Genomic DNA, 20,428 nt, shown 5'->3' with positions numbered 1-20,428 from the left:
TCTCGCTGGTGCATCAATGCGCAGCGTCTGCCGGGGCAGATGATGATATGGGGTTCAGCGTGCTTGTCGATGGGCGGGGACGGCCCAGCAGTTCTGCCTGCAAGGCGGCATCGGCCAGCCAGAATTGTTGTTCTGCATTGATGGCAGCCAGCACACTATTGATTTGTTCACGCGTATCGGCCAGCAATTCAAACACGCTGATGAACATGCCGTTGTAACGTAACTGATTTTCTGCGGAGATACGTTTGCGCAGCGGCAGTATGTCGTCCCGATATTGCCTGGCGATGTCGTACATGCTGCGATAGGCGGAATAACTGACGCGCAAATGCGAGCCTGCATTATTGACCGTGTCTTGCAGGCGATAACTGGCTGCCAGGGTATTCGCATTCATGGCTGTTCTTTGTGCATCACCCCAATCAAATATTGGCAGGCTGAGGCTGATTTCGACACCGCGTTTGATCTCGCTATGTCCGCTTGCATCAAAGATGGTATTGCGCCGCACACCCAGTTCTATGTCAGTAAAACTGCTGACCAGGCTCAGGCCCTGGCGGGCTGCGGCGGCATCCAGTTGCTGCTTTGCCAGTTGGATGTCGAGACGGTTTTTCGTGGCTTGTGGCCCTATCGTTTCTGCTGCCACGGGTGTGACTGGCAGATCGGGCAAACGCTCTGGCAGTTTGAGGAATTTTTCCTGCGCATCATTCAAACCCAGCAGACGTACCAGTTCTTCACGCGTGGCCAGGCTGTTATGGCGGGCAAAGCTGAACTGGGCTAAGGCATCTGCCTGAAACGCCTGCTGACGCGCTGCCTGCAAGGTATTGAAATTGCCGGCTTTGTGCATGCGCCCTGCCAGTTCGGCACTGGCATCGGCGGCATCGACTACCTGTTTGGCATAGTCAAGACTCTGCTGTGCTGCCACAGCCTTGACCCAGGCCACGCGCACCTGGCTGACGCGGTCTATCACATCCAGGCTTAACTGGGTCTGCGCTTGCGCCAGGCTGTGTTGCGCCATGGTCTGTCTTTGCGGCAGACTGAGCAGATCAAGCAGGCCGAGACTGAGCATGCGGCCAATTTCCAGCTCACCACCCTGGCGGCTGCGTTCAAAGTTGAACACAGGATTGGCAATGCGTGCGCTCTGTACTGCATTTGCTGCACTGGCCTGATGCTGGGCCAACAGGGCTTGCATGGCCGGACTATTGAGCAATGCAATTTGCACGGCAGCGTCTTGTGACAGCGGATCACGCAAGAAAGCGTCCGCCTTGTCTTGCCGGTCTTTTTGCTGTTCCGGCTTACTGACCAGCGCCAACTGTCCCTGGGTATAAGCGGGATAGCGCTGGTTAATTTGTTGGGTACTTTGGTCGATATCAAAACTGGCGCAGCCACCAAGCAGCAGGATGGCCGGGATCAGCGCCGGAATGAGATAGCGATAATGAATATGAGACATGAAGTCCTCGCAGAAAACGTGTTTTACCCGTCATGACGGGTTATGTGAAATGGCATAAGTAGCATTCGCTAACGCAGGCATGTGGATGCAACCGGTCAGCAGCGTTCAGATCAGATCAACCTGGGAGGACGTTCCAGCATGGCTGGCGATACGGAAGCAGGCAGAGATACCGGCAGCGATTGTGCATCGCTATGGAAGGGAATAAAAACCATGCCCTGCACCGCTGGCATCAGGGCAATGCCCATGCAGCAAGGTGCGGATGATTTGCAATTGCCGTGGGCTGAGGTGGTCTTGCCTACGCCATCATGGACAGATTTGGCATCTGTCTGTTTGGACATTTCAGGCTGGCAGTGTTCATTGTCCGCCGCACTTGCCACTGCCTGGCTGACCGGCATATCCATGGCGCAAGCCATCCTGCTGGCAACAGCAAACCCTTGCAGGGGCAGCAAGACCAGCAATAGGCAAGCAATCAGATAACGCCAGGTGGATTTCATGCGCAGAAGTTATCACAAATCCTGAGGTTCAACAAACGACTGGCGCAATAACCATGCAATTTTTTCTCAAGCCAGGGCCAGATTCGCTGCCAGCAATAGCATGACCACACCAATCAAGGTATCCATCACGCGCCAGGCTACAGGGCGGGCAAACAGCGGTGCCAGCAAGCGTGCGCCAAAGCCCAGGGCAGCAAACCAGATCGTGGCATTCAGAACCGCCCCCAGGGCAAACCAGTATTTGCCGTCACCAGGCTGTTGCCCACCGATGGCGCCCAGCAGCACTACGGTATCAAGGTAAGTATGCGGATTGAGCAAGGTTGCACCCAGTACCGCCAAAACCGCCTTGCCTGCGGTCAGATTAAGGTCACCAGCAGTTGTGACCAGACTTTGCTGCTGGAATGCTGCACGCAGGGAGCGCAAGCCATACCAGAGCAGAAATGCCGCCCCACCCCAACGCGCCAGCGCCAGCAAGAAAGGCTGGCTATTAATCGCGCCGCCTACACCCGCCACGCCTGCCAGTATCAGCAGTATTTCACAGGCAATACAAATCACCACCGTCAACCCCACATGCTGACGCCGCAACCCCATGCGCAGCACATGCGCGTTCTGTGAACCAATTGCCATGATCAGCCCGGCACTCATGCCCATGCCCTTGAGTATAAAAGTCAACATTCTCTTGCTCCAGTTTGTTTCATGTTTGTTCCATACTGGAATTCTGGGCAAGAAAGACATTAAAATGAAGTTAATTTAAAATATTTACGAATTCATTAAAATTTCTTAATTTCAATGAAGAACTTTATTTGAAATTCCTTGAATAAAATTACCGTATTGACATCGAATACAATGATTTTCTCTTCTCTGCACCTCTGTGTCTCTGTGTTGAGAGGTCTTTACTTAAAATCACCAAAGTCCATAAATAAAAACCAATGCAACCCCGATTAGACAGCCGCCAGTGCGAAGCCTTCCTCAGTGTGATTGATCACGGTAGCCTGGAACAGGCGGCGCAAGCGCTGAACCTGACCAGCTCGGCCATTTCCCAGCGCATCAAGGCACTGGAAATGGAATTGGGAAATACCCTGCTGATACGCAGCCGCCCCTGTCGTGCCACTCACGCCGGGCAAAAGCTGGTGCAACACCTGCGCCGCGTGGCCGAACTTGAACAGGATTTGCAGACTGAGTTCGCTGGCCAGCAAAGCGCCGCCATCCGCATTGCGATTGCCGTCAATGCGGACAGCCTGGACAGCTGGTTTCTGCCCGCCATGTCAGAATTTCTGATCGCAGAAAACATCCTGCTCGAAGTATTGATCGATGATCAGGACCATACCCATGATCTGCTGGAAAGTGGCATGGTGCTTGGTTGTATTTCAGCCGAAGCGCAAGCCATGCGCGGCTGCCAGGCGACACCGCTGGGTGTCATGCGTTACCTGCCGGTTGCCAGCCAGGCCTATTGTGAACGCTGGTTTCCACAAGGGATGACGCGTGAGGCCGTGCGCCATGCGCCGGTACTGACATTCAATCGCAAAGACAAATTGCAGTCGCAAATATTGCTGGAACATTTCGGCTTGCAGGAGAATGCCTGTCCCACGCATTTTCTGCCGGCCACCACACCCTATAACCGCAGCATCGTATTGGGATTGGGCTGGGGTGTCATCCCCGATATCATGCTGCGTGCAATGCCGGGACAGGAAAGCCTGGTCAGGCTGATGCCCGCACATCCGGTGGATGTCAATCTGTACTGGCATAGCTGGAAGGTGCAGACCCCCAGGCTGACACGCATGTCTGAACTGTTGATACGGCGGGCAAGAACGGTGCTGTTACAGCCTGCTTAGGGTGACAGGTTTACTTTCTGGAACGATGCGCTGGTCATCTTTGGGCTGGACCTGATTGCGGCCATGGGCTTTGGAAAAATACAGCCACTGATCGGCACGGTGAACCAGGGTTTCAACGGTGTCCCCGGCACGCAATTCGGCGACACCAAAACTGGCCGTGATGCGCAGGCAGTAGCCATCGGACAAGGCTATCGTCAATAGCTCCACCTGTTCACGAATACGGGTAGCAACGTCGATGGCGGCTTTCAAGCCGGTTTCTGGCAGTATGATCATGAATTCTTCACCGCCATAACGGACTACCCAATCCACCTCGGCACGTAATTCTGCCTTCAGACTTTGCGCAAACGTCACCAATACCTTGTCACCGACAGCATGGCCATACTGGTCATTCACATTCTTGAAAAAATCGATATCACAAAACACCACGCATACATCACGGCCATACCGTACGGCCCTTTGTATTTCTGCCGGCATGCGTTCATTGAACAGCAGGCGGTTATAACAATCCGTCAGGCCATCGGTGATGGACAATTGCTTGAGCGTTTGCATCGCAGTTTCCAGTTGCCTGGTACGTTCCGACACCAGCGCATCCTGGTTGGCAATATGCTTTTCTATACTGGCCTGCATGGTGCGAAAGCCATCTACCACCAGATCTATTTCATTATAGATATGGCCGGGTTCAAGCTGCAATTCGAGCCTGGTGGAAATTTTATTCGCCTGCAGGTTTTTGACGAAATCAGCCAGTTGTCGCATGGGGCGTTCCAGGTCGCGTCGCAAAATCGCCACCACTGCCAGGAAAATGAAAATGGACAGGACCAGCACACCCAGCACGACGATGATCAGGCTGCGCCACAACTCATTTTTCAGCATGGTTCTGTCAACGACAAACTCGGCAGTGCCCACCGGCTTTTGTGCATCCGTCGGTGCCGGAATCTCAAAAACAATACGCTGACCACCTGCCATGCGATTGACATCGCCACCGACAAATTCCTGGCCGGTATTGGCACGTATCACGACATACGCGATCGTGGTGTTTTTCAATATCAGCCTGATCTGTTTTTGTATGGTATGCGGCTCAATATCCCAGATCGCTAATGACAGCAAAGGCAGATGGGCATGGGCCACATCGTTCACCGACATGTTGAAATTATCTTCTATCGCCCGATAGTTCATCCATGCCTGCAAGCCGCTGATGGCGATCACGCACAGGATCACCCACGTGAATACGCGACGTATCAGCAAACTGGCAATGGATTGTAAGGGTGCGGTATTCATAAGTACATCTGTAGCGATCACACCTTGGCCAACAAGCGGCGAAAACTGAAGTTATATTTCTTCAATGCCGGATTGAAAACCTTGCTGAATTTTTTGAAATTAACACGGGAAAAATTCATGTCGCCAAACATGTTCTGGAAACGGCGCGCATCTTCCGGCGTAAACAAGATGAACATGGAGCGTTCCAGCTCCAGACCTTCGTTGATAAAATCCTTGCCATGATGGTAGTCATACAGCATCACCAGACTGAAAGCACCAGCGATGAAGTGGCCACCAGACAAGGCCGTCAGGGATCCCGATTCCAGCGCAGTAAATGCCTCGGATGAGGTATTGATGGTGCTGAAACTGGCATCACGCCCTGGCTTGCCGCCACGCACGCGCCAGCTTTCCATCGCACCGAAAGCCATCAGGTCATTGGCGGTCCAGATCAGCCGCGTCTGCGGATACCGCCGGTACAGCCACATGCTTTGTTCCTGCGCCTTGGCCCGGTTCCATTCACCATACACCACCTGATCCAGCACCACATCTCTGGTTTCGGCCACGGCACGGCGCATGCCTTCGGTGCGCTTATAAGAAGTGGTGGTAGAACGGTCACCGGCAATCGCCAGCAAATGCAGTTTGCCATCCGTCGCCATCCATTTTTCAGTACGGCCACGTTCTATCAGCTTGCGGGCGGTGACATAACCGGCGTCTTCTGCCCGTGGTTCCAGGCTGCCCAGCCAGTTCTTATAGATCTGGCGCGGGTGACCGACTATTGCGCGTTCGCTTTGCTCGGTGATGCCGCTGTAGGCAAAAAAGGTCTTGATATTTGCCGCATCCAGCGTGCGCAATACTTCCGGCCCCACAGCAAAATCATTCGACAGGATCACATAATCAGGACGTGCTGCTGCCGGGCGGGCAGCAATCTGCCTGGCAAATTCCAGGGGTTTTAGGTGATCGCGCTCGGCATACAAGACTTCCAGTCTGATGCCAAGGCTACTGGCTGCCGCAGCCATACTGTTGGCCGCAGTCACCCAATAAATTTCATCTGATCTTCCAGGATTCAGAAAAGTGACCGACATGGCCCATGCCGAAGCAGGCAAACCCATGCCAACAACGCAGCAGAACGCTGCACATAATCTTACCAAACAGCGTACCCAACACTGTACCCAACATCGTACCGAACTCCGTACCCACCACATTTACTGTCTCCGTGCACCCGGTCTGCCAGGCCTGTCCGGCCCAACGGCTCGTGAGCCGCAAAGGCATCAGGCATTTGCACCGGTTTTAGTTATTCAGGCGATTCGCTCGCCACATGCATCGGCAGCTTCAAAATTTCGCTTAATTTATAGGCAGTATTTTCGATGATTTACCGCAACAAAAACGGTCAAGTCACAAAAAATCACATTTCCCATGTGGCAATATTTTCATTAATGATACGAATTTAATTGCTTTAAACACATTTTCAGTCATGGTTTTGACATCATAAATGCATGATTTCTAAGGAAATTTTAATTTAGTCTATTTTCCTGTCTTGAAAAGCATAGAGCTCGCCCATATACTTAGCACTCGTTGGGAGAGAGTGCTAACAAGTCTTTCCCCAGCTTAATTGAATTCCAATAGTAATTACTCGCAAAATTAAAGGAGCTTGTATGAACCTTCGTCCCCTGCACGATCGCCTGATCGTGAAACGCCTGGATCAAGAAACAAAGACTGCATCCGGTATCGTTCTGCCTGACGCTGCTGCTGAAAAGCCAGATCAAGGTGAAGTACTGGCAGTTGGTCCTGGCAAATTGCTGGACAACGGTACTGTGCGCGCCCTGGACGTTAAAGTTGGCGACCGCGTTTTGTTCGGCAAATATTCTGGTCAGGCTGTCAAAGTAGACGGCAACGAAGTTCTGGTGATGCGTGAAGAAGATATCTTCGCGGTCGTACAGAAGTAATCGGCATCCACGATATCAATTAAAGAATTCGGAGAATTAATATGGCAGCTAAACAAGTAATTTTTGGCGATGACGCACGTGCGAAGATCGTTAATGGCGTCAACATCCTGGCGAACGCAGTTAAAGTAACTCTGGGCCCTAAAGGCCGTAACGTAGTTCTGGAACGCTCTTTCGGCGCGCCTACAGTCACTAAAGACGGTGTTTCTGTAGCTAAAGAAATCGAACTGAAAGACAAGCTGGAAAACATGGGTGCACAACTGGTGAAAGAAGTAGCTTCCCGCACTTCTGACAACGCTGGTGACGGTACAACTACAGCGACCGTTCTGGCACAAGCCATCGTTCGCGAAGGTTTCAAATATGTAGCAGCTGGCTTCAACCCAACTGACTTGAAACGCGGTATCGACAAAGCGGTTACAGCCATCGTTGCTGAAATCAAAACGCTGTCCAAGCCAACAACAACCAACAAAGAAATCGCTCAAGTTGGTTCCATCTCTGCCAACTCCGATGCCAACATCGGCGATATCATTGCCAAAGCAATGGACAAAGTCGGCAAAGAAGGCGTGATCACAGTTGAAGACGGCAAATCCCTGGACAACGAACTCGACATCGTTGAAGGTATGCAGTTTGACCGTGGCTACCTGTCACCATACTTCATCAACAATCCAGAAAAACAATCCGTTATTTTGGAAAACCCGTTCATCCTGTTGTTCGACAAAAAAATCTCGAACATCCGTGACCTGCTGCCAGTATTGGAACAAGTTGCAAAATCCGGTCGCCCACTGCTGATCATCGCTGAAGATGTAGACGGTGAAGCGTTGGCAACTCTGGTTGTGAACAACATCCGTGGCATCCTGAAAACTGCAGCTGTTAAAGCTCCAGGCTTCGGTGACCGTCGCAAAGCCATGCTGGAAGACATCGCTATCCTGACCGGTGGTCAAGTGATTGCTGAAGAAGTTGGTCTGACACTGGAAAAAGCGACTCTGGCTGATCTGGGCCAAGCTAAACGTATCGAAATCGGTAAAGAAAACACCACCGTTATCGATGGCGCCGGCCAGGCTGTAGGTATCGAAGCACGTGTTAAACAAATCCGCGCGCAAATCGAAGAAGCAACTTCTGACTACGACCGTGAAAAACTGCAAGAACGCGTTGCCAAACTGGCAGGCGGCGTTGCTGTGATCAAGGTTGGTGCTGCAACTGAAGTTGAAATGAAAGAGAAAAAAGCACGCGTTGAAGATGCTCTGCACGCAACTCGCGCTGCCGTAGAAGAAGGCGTTGTTCCTGGCGGTGGCGTTGCCCTGCTGCGCGCACGTCAAGCTGCTGGCGACATCAAAGGCGACAATCCAGATCAAGAAGCAGGTATCAAACTGGTTCTGAAAGCAATCGAAGCACCTCTGCGTGAAATCGTTGCTAACGCCGGTGGCGAACCTAGCGTTGTTGTGAACGCCATCATCAATGGCAAAGGTAACTACGGTTTCAATGCTGCCAATGACACATACGGCGACATGATAGAAATGGGTATCCTGGATCCAGCTAAAGTAACTCGCTCTGCATTGCAAAATGCAGCATCTGTTGCTGGCCTGATCCTGACTACTGATGCACTGGTTGCTGAATTGTCTGAAGACAAAGCAGGCGGCATGGGTGGTGGTGATATGGGTGGCATGGGCGGTATGGGTGGCATGGGCGGCATGATGTAAGAACCCGTTCACGATCTTACTGCGCGAGCGTGATCGGGGCTCATGCGCTGCTCAAAATGCTCATGTACTTAAGTACATTCCGCTTTTTGCGCTGCTCTTCACCCCGCTGACGCCCGCTCGCTACAGATCATAAACAGGTTCTACTAGCTGCCAGCTGCTCTCAGTAATCTAACCGAGAGTCGCATTGCTCAAAGCCCCGCAACGCAAGTTGCGGGGCTTTTTGTTGTCTGTACATCCTGCCTGCATACTCGCTATTCTCATTTCAACATGCAATTTTCGCTATAAACCATATACAACAGCCCATACAACAACCTATACAACATCAAAACCCCATTTTTTCCACAGCCTGCTTGACAGAAAACATCTGTGGCTTGGATACTGCCGCACTTGAAAGAAAATTTTCATATTGAAGGGCTGGCGTTTCAAATTTGCAATGATCTTGCAGAAAAATAGCGCTTGCCCATGGCCGATATTCCGGCACATCAATTCCGACAAACCGTTTTGGAGACAATATGGCGCTGCAACAATTAAGCGACGAGCAGATCCGGACCTGGACTCGCGCCCAAAAGGACGAGTGGTGGTTCACCAATATTTACCGTGGCGATATGGCACAACTGACCATACGCTCGGCATTCACCGGTTTTCTGCTGGGCGGCATCCTGTCTGCCACCGCTTTGTACATCGGTGCCAAAACCGGTATTACCATAGGCGTGGGCCTGACATCCGTCATCCTGGCCTTTGCGATTTTCAAGATACTTGCCAATCTGGGTATCGCCAAGGATTTCACCATCCTTGAAAACAACTGCACCCAATCCATTGCCACCGCTGCTGGCTACATGACCATGCCGCTCAATACCGTGCTGTCAGCCTATATGCTGATCAGCGGCACTGTGGTCACCTGGTGGCACCTGGTGGTGTGGATGAGCGTCTGCTCCATATTGGGCGTGCTGGTTGCCTTCCCCATGAAGCGCCGCTTCATCAATGAAGACCAACTGCCCTTTCCTGAAGGCCGTGCCTGCGGCGTGGTGCTGGATGCCGTCTATACCGGCGAAGCGGCCAGCGGCATGTACAAGGCACGCCTGATGGCCTTTACCGCCATGTGGACTGCGATTTACCAGATGATCACCAGCGATGGCTGGATGAAGCTGATACAGTTCAAAATCCTGCGCATGGATAAATGGACCAGCATGACAGAAGCCTGGCATTTCCAGGAACGTGTCGATCATTACTATTACACCGCTGCCGTCAAATACGATTTACTGATCCCCAAGATCCTCGGTACCGATTTCCGTGCACTGGGCCTGCGTTTCACCCTCGATGCTGCCATGCTGGGCGTCGGCGGCCTGATGGGCATACGTGTTGCCAGCAGCGTCTTGCTGGGTGCCATCATCAACTTCGTCTTTCTGGCACCGTGGATGATACAGCGTGGCGACATCATCGAACGCATCGCCCCTAGCGGCAAGATCGTACCTATCTCGCGCACCGAAATCGTCAATCAGTGGGGCCTGTGGTGGGCGGTATCCATGATGGTGGTGGCGTCCTTCATCAGCCTGGCTGCCAAGCCCGAACTGTTCACCAGTATCTTCAAGAAGGCAGACAAGAATAAGGTTGCCGACAAGGGCAGCAATATTCTGGATCATATCGAAGTGCCGCTGATCATTTCCTACATCGGCATCCCCATTTTCAGCATACTGGCTGCATGGACCACACATGCCTTCTTTGGCGTGCCATGGATCATGTCCATCATCACCCTGCCGCTGGTATTTATCCTGACCATCATCTGCGCCAATGCCATGGCACTGACATCCTGGACACCGACCAGCACGCTGTCAAAAATCACGCAGTTCAGCATGGGTGCGATTGACAGTGCCAATCCAGCCAACAACCTCATCCCTGCCGGCATGACTGCCGAAGTGGCGTCGAATGCATCCAACCTGCTGTCCGACATCAAGCCTGGCTATATGCTGGGTGCAAAACCAAGACAGCAGGCGATAGGCCATATCATCGGCATCTTCTCCGGTGCACTGGCGTGCGTACCACTGTACTTCCTGCTGTTCTTGCCGCCTGATGCAAATGGCGTGCGTTCCACCGCCACCATCGTGTCCGACAAGTTTGCCTTCCCCGGCGCGATGCAATGGAAAGGCGTGGCAGAACTGATCGCCAAAGGCTTCAGCAGCCTGCCATCCTCCGCCATTACCGCCATCATCGTGGCAGCAGTCGCCGCCAGCCTGATCGAAGGTGCACGCATCTTCACCAAGGGCCGCTTCCCGCTGTCCGCCGTCTCCATCGGCCTGGGCGTCATCCTGCCGCCAGAATCCTGTCTGGCGATGTGGATAGGTGCAGCGATATTCTGGTGGATGGGTAAGCGCAACAGCACACCTGGCAGCAAAGGCTATGATTTCTGGGTAGAAGGTTGCGAACCTATCTGCGCCGGTTTGATCTCTGGTGCGGCATTGATAGGTATAGGTAACGCGATTATCAATGTACTGATCTGATCTGATCAGACGCTGACTTTCCAAGCCCCGCTTTTGCGGGGCTTTTTTATGGTCAGCTGAAAACGCCTGACAACAGACAATCCGGCAAAAAACTTTATCAAATCTCAGGAACAAATGCAGATATCGCAGGTCAAGGTAAAGTGACGCCATTCATTCAGGCATCAGCAAGGCAAGACGATTCCCCGTATATGTTACGAACATCACGCTACGGACATTCGAGATTTAAAATCAGGTTTCATTTCAGATTTCACTCACAGAGGAACGACAGACCATGCCCATCGCCACTTTTCTTGTCACTGCTGCCCTGGTTGCCAGCCCGGCCGCCAACGTCGATGCGGCAACCCTGGCCGCCATCGAAGCGACTTGCTATGACTATATTGATGGTCAACTGGAAGCAGACCCCAAACGCGTAGCCAGGTCGCTGCATCCAGACCTGGCCAAACGTTCAGTGATTGGCGACACGCCGGATGAACGCCTGGGCCTGCGGCGCATGTCCAAAGAAGAACTGGTTGGCCTGACCAAAGCAGGCGCCCTTAAAACACCCAGGGCAGAATGGAGCCGTACCTGCACCGTCCTCGACGTAACCGACACAGCCGCATCAGTACGCCTGGAAACACCATGGTTTGTCGATTACTTCCACATGGGCAAATATGAAAACCGCTGGATTATCGTGAATGCGCTTTGGTATAGCAAACCCAAGGAAAACAAGAAATAAAAACATCTAAGACTCACACATGACTGATAGCATGAACAATAATTGGCGCTCTTAATCTCACTTGACTTATAAAAAAGAGCAAAATTCAAACTATCCATAAAAATCATGAGTGAACAAACAATCCTGCACATACAATTCATTGGCGAAAATGATATCCCCGACATATCAAGCAAGTCTGATGAGATCATCAAAATCCTTACTGAGGATGGAATTCACAAAGATGTCTTGTGCGATCTGATCGCGGCTTTTTCAAACTACGAGGCAACTTTCAATGTGCATAGTATCTACTTGCTTTCATTGATCGAAAGTATCGCTTCATTATTTCCGTCCGCGTGGTTTGGGGCCAGAGGTTTAGGTGAAGAATTTCGCTACACCTGGGTAGCGGAATTCCAGGAAGGCCGTAAAGTGTTTATTCAGGGCCCTTGGGATTATGAATAAATCATTGGCTAACTTTTAACTTTGTCTGAACCCCATCTGCTGCCCCACAAACCCGTCAAAAGCCTGCAACAGCGCCTGATATTTTTCTTCATCCTGCTCCAGTTGCATCAATGCATAACAGGTAGCCTCCAGCGTCGATAACTGATCTGGCGCATGCGCCTTGCGTATGCGGTAGTGTGAGGCTGGCATGTCTTGCAGGCTCAGGCGGGGCAATTGTTGCAGCAGCAGGTTCAGGTACAGCATCTTGCGGCTTTTGCGCCAGGTGGCGTCGAGTACCACCAGCCGCAGATTGGCCAACGTCTGCCCGGCCAATAAAAATTCTGGTGCTTCATATTGCAAGTCATCAGCATCATTGTGTGTGGTGGATGGATACAGCAGGACGGGCTGTTTATCACCGGCATGCAGCAAGGATCGCAGATGTGTGTCTTCAAACTGCTCTCCTTCCACCAGACTGGATGTCTGCAAACAAAGGTGCAGCAGACGTGCGCTGCCTTTGGCGTTATTCACTTCCAGCGTATGCTGCAAAATTAACACTTCTGGCATATTGGCAATACTTGTTACCCATTGGCAAATACAGGCAGTGACGGGCCGGCGGCAATGCGGGCAAAGGCTACGTTTGGCGGGAAGATTCAGCATGTCAACATTGTGAAGGATTGTTATTTTATCGGCAAGCTAAAGACGGTTTAATCCCGACTGCGATGGCTTCGACTATCATGAGCAGATACCTTGACGTTCTCTGCCTCCCTTTTATGAAAATTCCTCATTTACTGGCCACCGGCCTGTTGCTTGTTACCAGTGCCTGCGGCGGCGGCGGTGGTTCTACGGCAGCCACCACCACAACCGGAACTACAACGGGCACAACCACTGGAACAGGCACGGGTACAACGACCGGCACCACCACCGGAACTACAACGGGCACCACGACTGGCACCACCACCGGGACAGGTACGACGACCGGCACTACAACCGGTACCACAGTCATCACGCTGGAGAAAAAAGCAGCAGCACTGGCTGTCAAGCTGGGCAAGCCTTCACGCTTCCTGGTGGGTCTGGGTACGACAGAGCTGGCTGATATTCAAAAACAGGCCATTACCCCCGATATTTATGACCAATACCTGGTGGGCGTGGGTGATGGTTCCTGGCCGACCTGGAACAGCCCTTCTGGTGCCTATGTGCAGATTGTCGCCAAAAACGCCGATACCATGGGTGCGGTGCCCATGTTCACGCTGTACCAGATGGCCAGCAATGGTGACGGTAACCTGACCGGCCTGAGCAACACCACCTTCATGAAAAATTACTGGAACAATGTCCGCCTGCTGTTCCAGCAACTGAAAACCTATGGCAAACCTGCGCTGGTGAATTTTGAGCCTGACTTTTGGGGTTACACCCAAAGGGCATCCAATAATGCCGACCCATCGACCGTATTTGCGCTGGTAAATATTGATGCTGATTGCAGTACCCTGCAAAACAGCGTAACCGGCATAGCACAGTGCCTGATGCAGATCGCCAGAAAATATGCGCCGAATGCCTATGTGGGTTTTCCGCCGGCGCTGTTTGGCGACCTGCACACAACGGCCTTGTCATATATGCAGAAGCTGGGTGCAGACAAAGCCGATTTCATCGTCATGCAAACCCTGGACCGGGATGCTGGCTGTTTTGAAAATACACCACAAGTTTCGTATTGCACCCGTCTGGATACGCCATGGTACTGGGATGAAGCGAATATCACTTCGCCCAATTTCAAGGAACATTTCGCGCTGGCCAAAACCTATTACCAGGGCCTGCAATTACCGGTCTTGTGGTGGCAAACACCGCTGGGTGTGCCATCCAGCCAGTTTGGTTCTGCCTTGAAGTGGCGCGACAACCGCGTGCGCTATTTCCTGACGCATACCAGCGAAATGGTGGCGGTGGGCGGCATCGGTGCCGTGTTCAGCCCTGGTGAAGTCAACCAGACCAATATCAATACCGATGGCGGTCAGTTCAAGACCTATTCATCCAGCTATCTGGCAAAGCCTACCGCCCTGCCCTGACAATTTGTGATGTTGCCCGTTAATCGGTTTGGCCCTGCTTTGCTTGCGCAGCCCTACCGGTGACGGGCCTGTTTTATTTTTCTAAGCTTGAATCTTGGTTTGCCCTGAGACAGGAAAACTCATGCAAAAAGAGCGTCATTTCAAACAGGTTGATGTCTTCACCAGCGTGCCATTTCGCGGTAATCCGGTGGCGGTGATTCTGGATGCAGCAGGCCTGTCTGACGCTGACATGCAGGCCATTGCCAGATGGACCAACCTGGCAGAAACCACTTTTGTCTTACCAGCGACCGACCCGGCAGCAGATTATCGTGTGCGCATTTTTTCACCGGAATCTGAATTCCCTTTTGCCGGTCACCCTACCCTGGGCACGGCGCACGCCTTGCTGGAAGCGGGCTTACAGCCTAAGTCTGACGGTATGCTCACACAGGAATGCGGGGTCGGCCTGGTATCTGTGCAGATACGCGCAGATGGCAGCCTGGCATTTCGTGCGCCGCAGGCAGAACTGGTGAATCTGGATGACCGTGATTACCCGTTGCTGGCGCGCGCATTGAATATCCGGCCTGTTGATTTTCCTGCGCCTGCGGTCATCGCCAGTATGGGTATTTCATGGCTGGTGGTACGCCTTGAATCGGCCCGGCAATGCCTGGACATACAGACCAATGCCCAGGCTTTTTTAGAATTGGTGGAACATTGCGGCACAGATGGCATTGCACTCTATGGACCGAATGAAATCGATGACCCAACCGACTTTGAAGTCAGGGCCATTCTTCCCGAATATGGGCAACTGGTAGAAGACCCCGTCACCGGCAGCGCCAATGCCTGCATCGCCTGGGTGAAGCAGGCACAGGCAATCGCTGATAATCATGTGATCCATGATGGCAATGACAGCGCCTACAGCGTGCGCCAGGGTAGCCTGCTACAACGCAATGGCCATGTTGCAGTCAATTACCAGGATCAGCATCCATGGATAGGTGGACACAGCATCACCGTCATCAATGGCACGATCAACATTCCAGCTTAAACCACTAAGGACACTGAAAAAACTGCCTAGCGCAGCTCTTCAATAATCCTCAACTTTTCATCAAAATTCCAGATACGGCGAATTTCTATGACGTCGTAGCGGGCCGCTATATTCGGCGGGAAGGCGGCGTATTTGGCGTTCAGACGAGCGATTCTGCGGGCGGCCTCGTCGATGTCGGCCCGTCCACTGGAACGGTTGATGGTGATGTCTTCTATGCTGCCATCGCTGCGTATGGAAACCGTCACGACCGGGTCGCCACGTGCGCGGTCTTTGGATACTTGCGAATAATTCAGATTGCCGTTGCGTTCAATTTTCTGTTTCCAGCTATCGATATACATCTGCACCGGTACATCTTTATCCATGCTGCCAAATACACTGCGACGGCGCGGTTTATCTTCGGCATTGCTGCTGGCTGCGGGTGGCGATCCGCGCAAGAGATCCAGGCCACGAGCCTGTTCGCGAGCGCGATTGGCAAGGTCACTGCCCAACAAACTTTTCGGCAAGACAAAGGCACCCGCCTTGTCGCCATTCGATGTGCTACCACCAGGATTACTGCCACTGGCGTTAGCGTTGGGACCTGTGCTTTGCCCCTGATTCTGGTTGGCTGCGGCGGCATTGGCTGCATTCGCGGCTGCTGATGCGGCTGCAGCACTGGCAGCGGCAGCATTGGCGGCGGCTGTTGCTGCTGCGGCCGCGTTAGCTGCGGCCACCTTCGCAGCGGCGGCCTGTGCCAGTTCACGCTCGCGCTGTTCTGCGGCGACCTGTTCGGCGCGCTGGCGGGCCTGTTCTTCGGTTTTTTGACGGGCGGCCAGTTCTTCTGCTTTCTGTTTGACCAGTTGTTCTTCAACCCTGGTTTTAGCCAGCTGTTCATCCACCTGTTTTTGGCGGGCCACGGCGGCTTGCTGGCGCTGCTCTTCCTGCTTGCGTGCTTCCATTGCCAGTTGTTGTTCACGGGCTTGCTGTTCACGCTGCTGCTGGGCTGCCTGGGCTATCTGAATTGCCTGTGCAGCTTGCGCCAGTTGTACTTGCTGACGCTGCTCATCCTGTTGCTTTTGTTCGGTCTGACGTTTTTGCTCTGCCAGTTTTATTTCTTCAGCACGGACAGCTTCTTGCTGCGCGCGGCGGTTTTGTTCTTCTGCTTCTAGTTGTTTTTGCAAAGCCAATGCAGCAGCCTGATTGCGCGTTGCTTCATCAGCCTGTTTGCGGTTGTCATCATCCAGCTGTCTGGCCAGTTGCTGGTTCTGTTTAGCGGTATCTGCTGCATTTTTCTGGGCCAGTTCATCAACTTGCTTGCGCATTTTTTCTTCACGCTGCTTGCGTTTCTTTTCCTGCTCGGCGGCGCGGGCAATTTTTTCCTGCTCCTGGTCTATACCTTCCTGCGTCATGTCATCGAACTGTTTTTTGGGTTCGGTTTCAGCTTCGGCTTTTTTCGGAATTTCATCCGGATTGGGTACGGCCACGACAAAGCTGTCGTCATGAAAAGCATCCTGTGTAATCAGGCGCAGCACATCGGGAGCCTGCACCTTGCGTGTTTTTGGCAGGGATGGCGCTGCGTCTGCCGTGTTTTTCTTGCTGGCACGCGGCTTGTTGGCAGCTTTGGCTGGTACAGCGGCTGGCACGGGTGCGGCTTTTTGCGGTGCCACCAACTGTATGCCGGCGACTGCCTGCTTGCTTTCCATGCGATCGGTTGCAGTCACTGGCGGTGCCACTTGTGGAACAGGGGAGGTGACAGGTGGATTGACAAATACGGGAGGAACAGGCGTTGGTGAAGCAGGTGGAACAGGTGAACTGACAGAATTAACCGGGCTGGCAGCCGGATTATCAGCAGGTGCCGCTGGTGCTACCGGATTGGCAATTTGTATACTGATGGCAGGGGTCTCTGCCCTGCGCTTGTTCCATGGGGCTTCCAGTTCAGGCAAGCCCAGGCCAGGCAAGCCAAATTGCAGTGAAAGCACAAATGCATGGATCAATAGCGAGATGATCAAACCGCCGGTCAGGCGTTTTTTGATCTCCTCAGGCATCGTGTGCTCATTTTTGGCTGGAAACAGATTCATGCAACAAGTATAAAAATTCCTTATGTCTGCCGGGATTATCGCACGGCAAATTTGCGACCCCTACTTTACCATCTGTCAGCCTGACTGAGGATGATATATTCTATGAAAAACCTTTGGTAATCATGTAGTCAAACCAGCTTTGTTATGTGTGGATATTGCTGAAGTTGCCATCGTTTCCACAACGTCCACACATCTGCCTCTAAAACACCGCGATCAGGAAAAAGCGCAAGAAGAAACCCAAAAGGAAATCGCCATGAACTTCACATCCATCTCATTTGCTTTTTGTGCATTATTTTTTGTCACAAGTCATACCTCGGCTGAAGTAATCAATATCAGCCCCAACGGCTTTCTGATACGACATGAGGTGCAGTTGAATGTTCCCGCTGAACAGGCTTATGACCAGATGGTCAACCAGGTCAGCACATGGTGGAACCCGTCTCACACTTACTCACAGAATGCGAAAAACCTGAGCATTGATGCCCGTCCCGGTGGCTGCTTTTGCGAAAAACTGCCGAATGGTGGCGGTGTCCAGCATCTGAGCGTGGTGTATGTCGCCCCCGGCAAAACCCTGCGCATGACCGGGGCCCTGGGCCCCATGCAGGGTTCTGGCCTGGCAGGCAGCATGACCTGGGATTTCAGTGCCATCAAAGCGACAGAAACCGGCAAGGCACTCAGCAAACTGGTGTTGACCTATAGCGTTGGTGGTTATATGCCAGCCGGTTTTGACAAGATGGCACCGGCAGCAGACGGCATGCTGGGTGAGCAATTGACCCGGTATAAAAACCTTGTGAATACGGGCAAACCGGATTAAATCGTCTGCGCTGACATTGTGCCGATTTCGTCACGGTCTATTTGATTTCATGTCAAGACAGCAGCGGCGCGTATGCACTATGCTGCAGTTCTGCTATCACCTCTAAACCGCAGCGTTGCAACATCCTTACGACACCATTACGGTAAAACGACATGAAGAAAATTACAGTTATTGATTCTCATACCGGCGGCGAACCTACCCGCATCATCGTGGATGGTGGCCCGGATCTGGGGCAAGGCAGCATGGCAGAACGCCTGCAGGTTTTTCGCGAGCAGTTTGATCATTATCGACGGGCGACGGTATGTGAACCGCGCGGTTCGGATGTCATCGTCGGTGCGCTGGCCTGCGCGCCGCAAGATGCGTCCTGCACGGCGGCCCTTATCTTTTTCAATAATGTCGGGTATCTCGGCATGTGTGGTCACGGCATGATAGGCTTTATCGTCACGCTGGCGCATCAGGGCAAAATAAGTACAGGCAAGCACCGCATAGAAACCCCGGTGGGTATTGTAGAAGCCGAACTGCATGCCGACCACACCGTGACGGTACATAATGTTCCCGCCTACCGCTACCGCCAGGGTGTGCAGGTGGATGTGCCTGGTTACGGTCTGGTCACAGGTGATATTGCCTGGGGTGGCAACTGGTTTTTCCTCATCAATCAGCATGGGCAAGATCTGCGGCTGGATAATGTCGATGTACTGACCGACTTTAGCTGGCGTGTCAGAACAGCGCTGGAAGCCGATAAAATCACGGGCGATGGCGGTGCGCTGATTGACCACATAGAATTGTTTGGTGCCCCTGCATCAGCAGAGAATCACAGCCGCAACTTTGTGCTTTGCCCGGGCAAGGCATATGACCGTTCACCTTGTGGCACTGGCACCAGCGCAAAGCTGGCTTGCCTGGCGGCAGATGACAAACTAGCAGAGGGTCAGATCTGGCGTCAGGAAAGCATCATCGGCAGCGTATTTGAAGCGTCTTACCGTATGGCGGATGACGGCAAGCTGTTACCCAGCCTGCGCGGCAGTGCCTTTGTTAATGCCGAAGCCAGCCTGCTGCTGGATGAACGCGATCCTTTTGTGTGGGGCATACACTAAACCCATGTTACCTGCGACGTTGTACCTGCCAAATTAGTCAGTCCCTGCGCACCACATCGCGGTAATCGCTGGGAGTCATTCCTACCGTCGCCTTGAAGATGCGCGAAAACGCGCTGTGGTCCTGATAGCCGCAAGCGACGGCAACGTCGGTGATGCTCAGCGTTGATTCTGCCAGCATACTGGATGCGGCATCCAGCCGTATCTTGACCATCATCTGACGTGGCGTCAGTGAAAATATTTTGTGAAAATTACGTTCCAGCTGAGCCACCGATAAACCGGTCAGCTTCACCAGGTCGGCCATGGCAACCGTCTGCGTATAATTTTGATGCAGGTGTTTGACTGCTGCGGCTATCTTGGCATACACAGGGTGACGCTGATCCGGCATGGCCAGGTCGCGTGAAATGCCAGTCATGCCAACAATCTGGTGACGCACATCGCGCAGTGGGATTTTTTGGGTCAGGCACCAGCCGGGTGTACGGTTAGGATACAGATGCAGTTCCAGCTGATCATGGATTTCTTTCTTCCCCCCCAGTACCAGCGCATCTTGCGCGGCATAGCTGGCGGCCAGTGAAGCGGGAAATACCTGCTCTGCCCGCTTGCCTATCAAGGCATCCTTGTCACGCATGCCGCAACGACGCACCAGAGTATGGTTCACCACCAGATAACGCCCTTCCAGGTCTTTGACAAAAAACACAATGTCAGACATCACATCGAACAGGGCTTCAGAAAAAAATACATTTGCCAGTTGGCTGGCCAGTTGCTGACGTTTTTCCTGCGCAGGAAAAGTTGATGCATGCGGTGTCAATTAATCACTCCACAATAAAGCAGGACAACCTCCGCCGCACCGGCTGACCAGCATAACGCTTGCTGGTGGTCAATCAGGCATGCGCTGCCATGTGCTTTGGGTAAATCCATAAAAAATAACAAAACAAGATAAAAAAGCAAAGCAAAAAAAGCGACTGCTACAAACCTGCCTCAGCCTGATATTTAGCGCCACAAACAACAATTTAAATATATTAATATTATATTTGACAAAGAAAGCATAACCTAAACCACGGCCTGCAAACCATAAGTATGCTGATTTCTGTGTAATTTATGGGAAAAACTCAACAACGCAT

18 protein-coding genes are annotated in these 20,428 nt (G+C 52.4%); 10 read left to right on the top strand and 8 right to left on the bottom strand.

The genetic code is table 11. The features are described 5' to 3' along the window. Positions 1-13: 13 nt before the first annotated feature. From H8L32_RS11940 to H8L32_RS11930, 3 genes are all read right to left on the bottom strand, one after another. On the bottom strand, positions 14-1,441 hold the full coding sequence (locus H8L32_RS11940) for a TolC family protein (RefSeq protein WP_186947453.1): 1,428 nt from the start codon (positions 1,439-1,441) through the stop codon (positions 14-16). A gap of 110 nt (positions 1,442-1,551) precedes the next feature. Next, complete coding sequence (locus H8L32_RS11935) at positions 1,552-1,935, bottom strand: hypothetical protein (protein ID WP_186947452.1); 384 nt, start codon at positions 1,933-1,935, stop codon at positions 1,552-1,554. Between the two features lie 66 nt (positions 1,936-2,001). Next, positions 2,002-2,607 (bottom strand): LysE/ArgO family amino acid transporter, encoded by a 606-nt coding sequence (locus tag H8L32_RS11930; protein ID WP_186947451.1) that lies wholly within the window; start codon positions 2,605-2,607, stop codon positions 2,002-2,004. Between the two features lie 254 nt (positions 2,608-2,861). On the opposite strand from H8L32_RS11930, the gene argP reads away from it, so the two are divergent. Beyond that, positions 2,862-3,764 carry an HTH-type transcriptional regulator ArgP gene (gene argP, locus H8L32_RS11925; RefSeq protein WP_186947450.1) on the top strand — a complete coding sequence of 301 codons (903 nt, stop codon included), beginning with the start codon at positions 2,862-2,864 and terminating at the stop codon, positions 3,762-3,764. Here the strand turns inward: argP and H8L32_RS11920 are convergent. Further along, positions 3,750-5,039 (bottom strand): sensor domain-containing diguanylate cyclase, encoded by a 1,290-nt coding sequence (locus tag H8L32_RS11920; protein ID WP_186947449.1) that lies wholly within the window; start codon positions 5,037-5,039, stop codon positions 3,750-3,752. The genes argP and H8L32_RS11920 overlap by 15 nt on opposite strands. Before the next feature lie 17 nt (positions 5,040-5,056). Further along, complete coding sequence (locus tag H8L32_RS11915; RefSeq protein ID WP_230412177.1) at positions 5,057-6,100, bottom strand: ABC transporter substrate-binding protein; 1,044 nt, start codon at positions 6,098-6,100, stop codon at positions 5,057-5,059. Positions 6,101-6,670: 570 nt separating this feature from the next. Here H8L32_RS11915 and groES point away from each other — a divergent pair. The 5 genes from groES (at position 6,671) to H8L32_RS11890 (ending at position 12,303) form a co-directional block, all read left to right on the top strand. Next, positions 6,671-6,961 (top strand): co-chaperone GroES, encoded by a 291-nt coding sequence (groES, locus tag H8L32_RS11910; RefSeq protein WP_110257032.1) that lies wholly within the window; start codon positions 6,671-6,673, stop codon positions 6,959-6,961. 41 nt (positions 6,962-7,002) lie between these two features. Next, positions 7,003-8,655, top strand: coding sequence for a chaperonin GroEL (gene groL, locus H8L32_RS11905; RefSeq protein WP_186947447.1), 1,653 nt, complete (start codon positions 7,003-7,005; stop codon positions 8,653-8,655). A 512-nt stretch (positions 8,656-9,167) separates the two neighbouring features. Further along, positions 9,168-11,150, top strand: coding sequence for an OPT family oligopeptide transporter (locus tag H8L32_RS11900; protein WP_186947446.1), 1,983 nt, complete (start codon positions 9,168-9,170; stop codon positions 11,148-11,150). Between the two features lie 271 nt (positions 11,151-11,421). After that, positions 11,422-11,865 (top strand): nuclear transport factor 2 family protein, encoded by a 444-nt coding sequence (locus H8L32_RS11895; protein WP_186947445.1) that lies wholly within the window; start codon positions 11,422-11,424, stop codon positions 11,863-11,865. 105 nt (positions 11,866-11,970) lie between these two features. Continuing rightward, positions 11,971-12,303 carry a hypothetical protein gene (locus tag H8L32_RS11890; RefSeq protein ID WP_186947444.1) on the top strand — a complete coding sequence of 111 codons (333 nt, stop codon included), beginning with the start codon at positions 11,971-11,973 and terminating at the stop codon, positions 12,301-12,303. Between the two features lie 15 nt (positions 12,304-12,318). Here H8L32_RS11890 and H8L32_RS11885 read toward each other — a convergent pair whose 3' ends face one another. Then, complete coding sequence (locus H8L32_RS11885) at positions 12,319-12,939, bottom strand: tRNA-uridine aminocarboxypropyltransferase (RefSeq protein WP_186947443.1); 621 nt, start codon at positions 12,937-12,939, stop codon at positions 12,319-12,321. A gap of 113 nt (positions 12,940-13,052) precedes the next feature. Here H8L32_RS11885 and H8L32_RS11880 point away from each other — a divergent pair, with 113 nt between their 5' ends. Beyond that, on the top strand, positions 13,053-14,333 hold the full coding sequence (locus tag H8L32_RS11880; RefSeq protein WP_230412176.1) for a hypothetical protein: 1,281 nt from the start codon (positions 13,053-13,055) through the stop codon (positions 14,331-14,333). Between the two features lie 121 nt (positions 14,334-14,454). After that, on the top strand, positions 14,455-15,354 hold the full coding sequence (locus tag H8L32_RS11875) for a PhzF family phenazine biosynthesis protein (protein WP_186947442.1): 900 nt from the start codon (positions 14,455-14,457) through the stop codon (positions 15,352-15,354). Positions 15,355-15,380: 26 nt separating this feature from the next. Here H8L32_RS11875 and H8L32_RS11870 read toward each other — a convergent pair whose 3' ends face one another. After that, a complete protein-coding gene (locus tag H8L32_RS11870; RefSeq protein WP_186947441.1) occupies positions 15,381-17,375 on the bottom strand; it encodes a TonB family protein in 1,995 nt (664 codons plus the stop codon). Positions 17,376-17,661: 286 nt separating this feature from the next. On the opposite strand from H8L32_RS11870, the gene H8L32_RS11865 reads away from it, so the two are divergent. Together H8L32_RS11865 and H8L32_RS11860 are read left to right on the top strand one after the other, a co-directional pair. Continuing rightward, the gene (locus H8L32_RS11865; protein WP_222619328.1) at positions 17,662-18,219 is read left to right on the top strand and encodes an SRPBCC family protein; all 558 of its coding nucleotides are present in this window, start codon (positions 17,662-17,664) and stop codon (positions 18,217-18,219) included. A 152-nt stretch (positions 18,220-18,371) separates the two neighbouring features. After that, complete coding sequence (locus H8L32_RS11860; RefSeq protein ID WP_186947440.1) at positions 18,372-19,310, top strand: 4-hydroxyproline epimerase; 939 nt, start codon at positions 18,372-18,374, stop codon at positions 19,308-19,310. Between the two features lie 37 nt (positions 19,311-19,347). Here H8L32_RS11860 and H8L32_RS11855 read toward each other — a convergent pair whose 3' ends face one another. Next, positions 19,348-20,115: an AraC family transcriptional regulator gene (locus H8L32_RS11855; RefSeq protein WP_230412175.1), complete on the bottom strand. Its 768-nt coding sequence runs from the start codon at positions 20,113-20,115 to the stop codon at positions 19,348-19,350. Positions 20,116-20,428: the final 313 nt, after the last annotated feature.

Origin of the sequence: Undibacterium hunanense, assembly GCF_014284335.1 — a bacterium.
Classification (GTDB): Bacteria; Pseudomonadota; Gammaproteobacteria; order Burkholderiales; family Burkholderiaceae_D; genus Undibacterium; species Undibacterium hunanense.
This window is presented reverse-complemented; position numbering and strand designations above follow the sequence as displayed.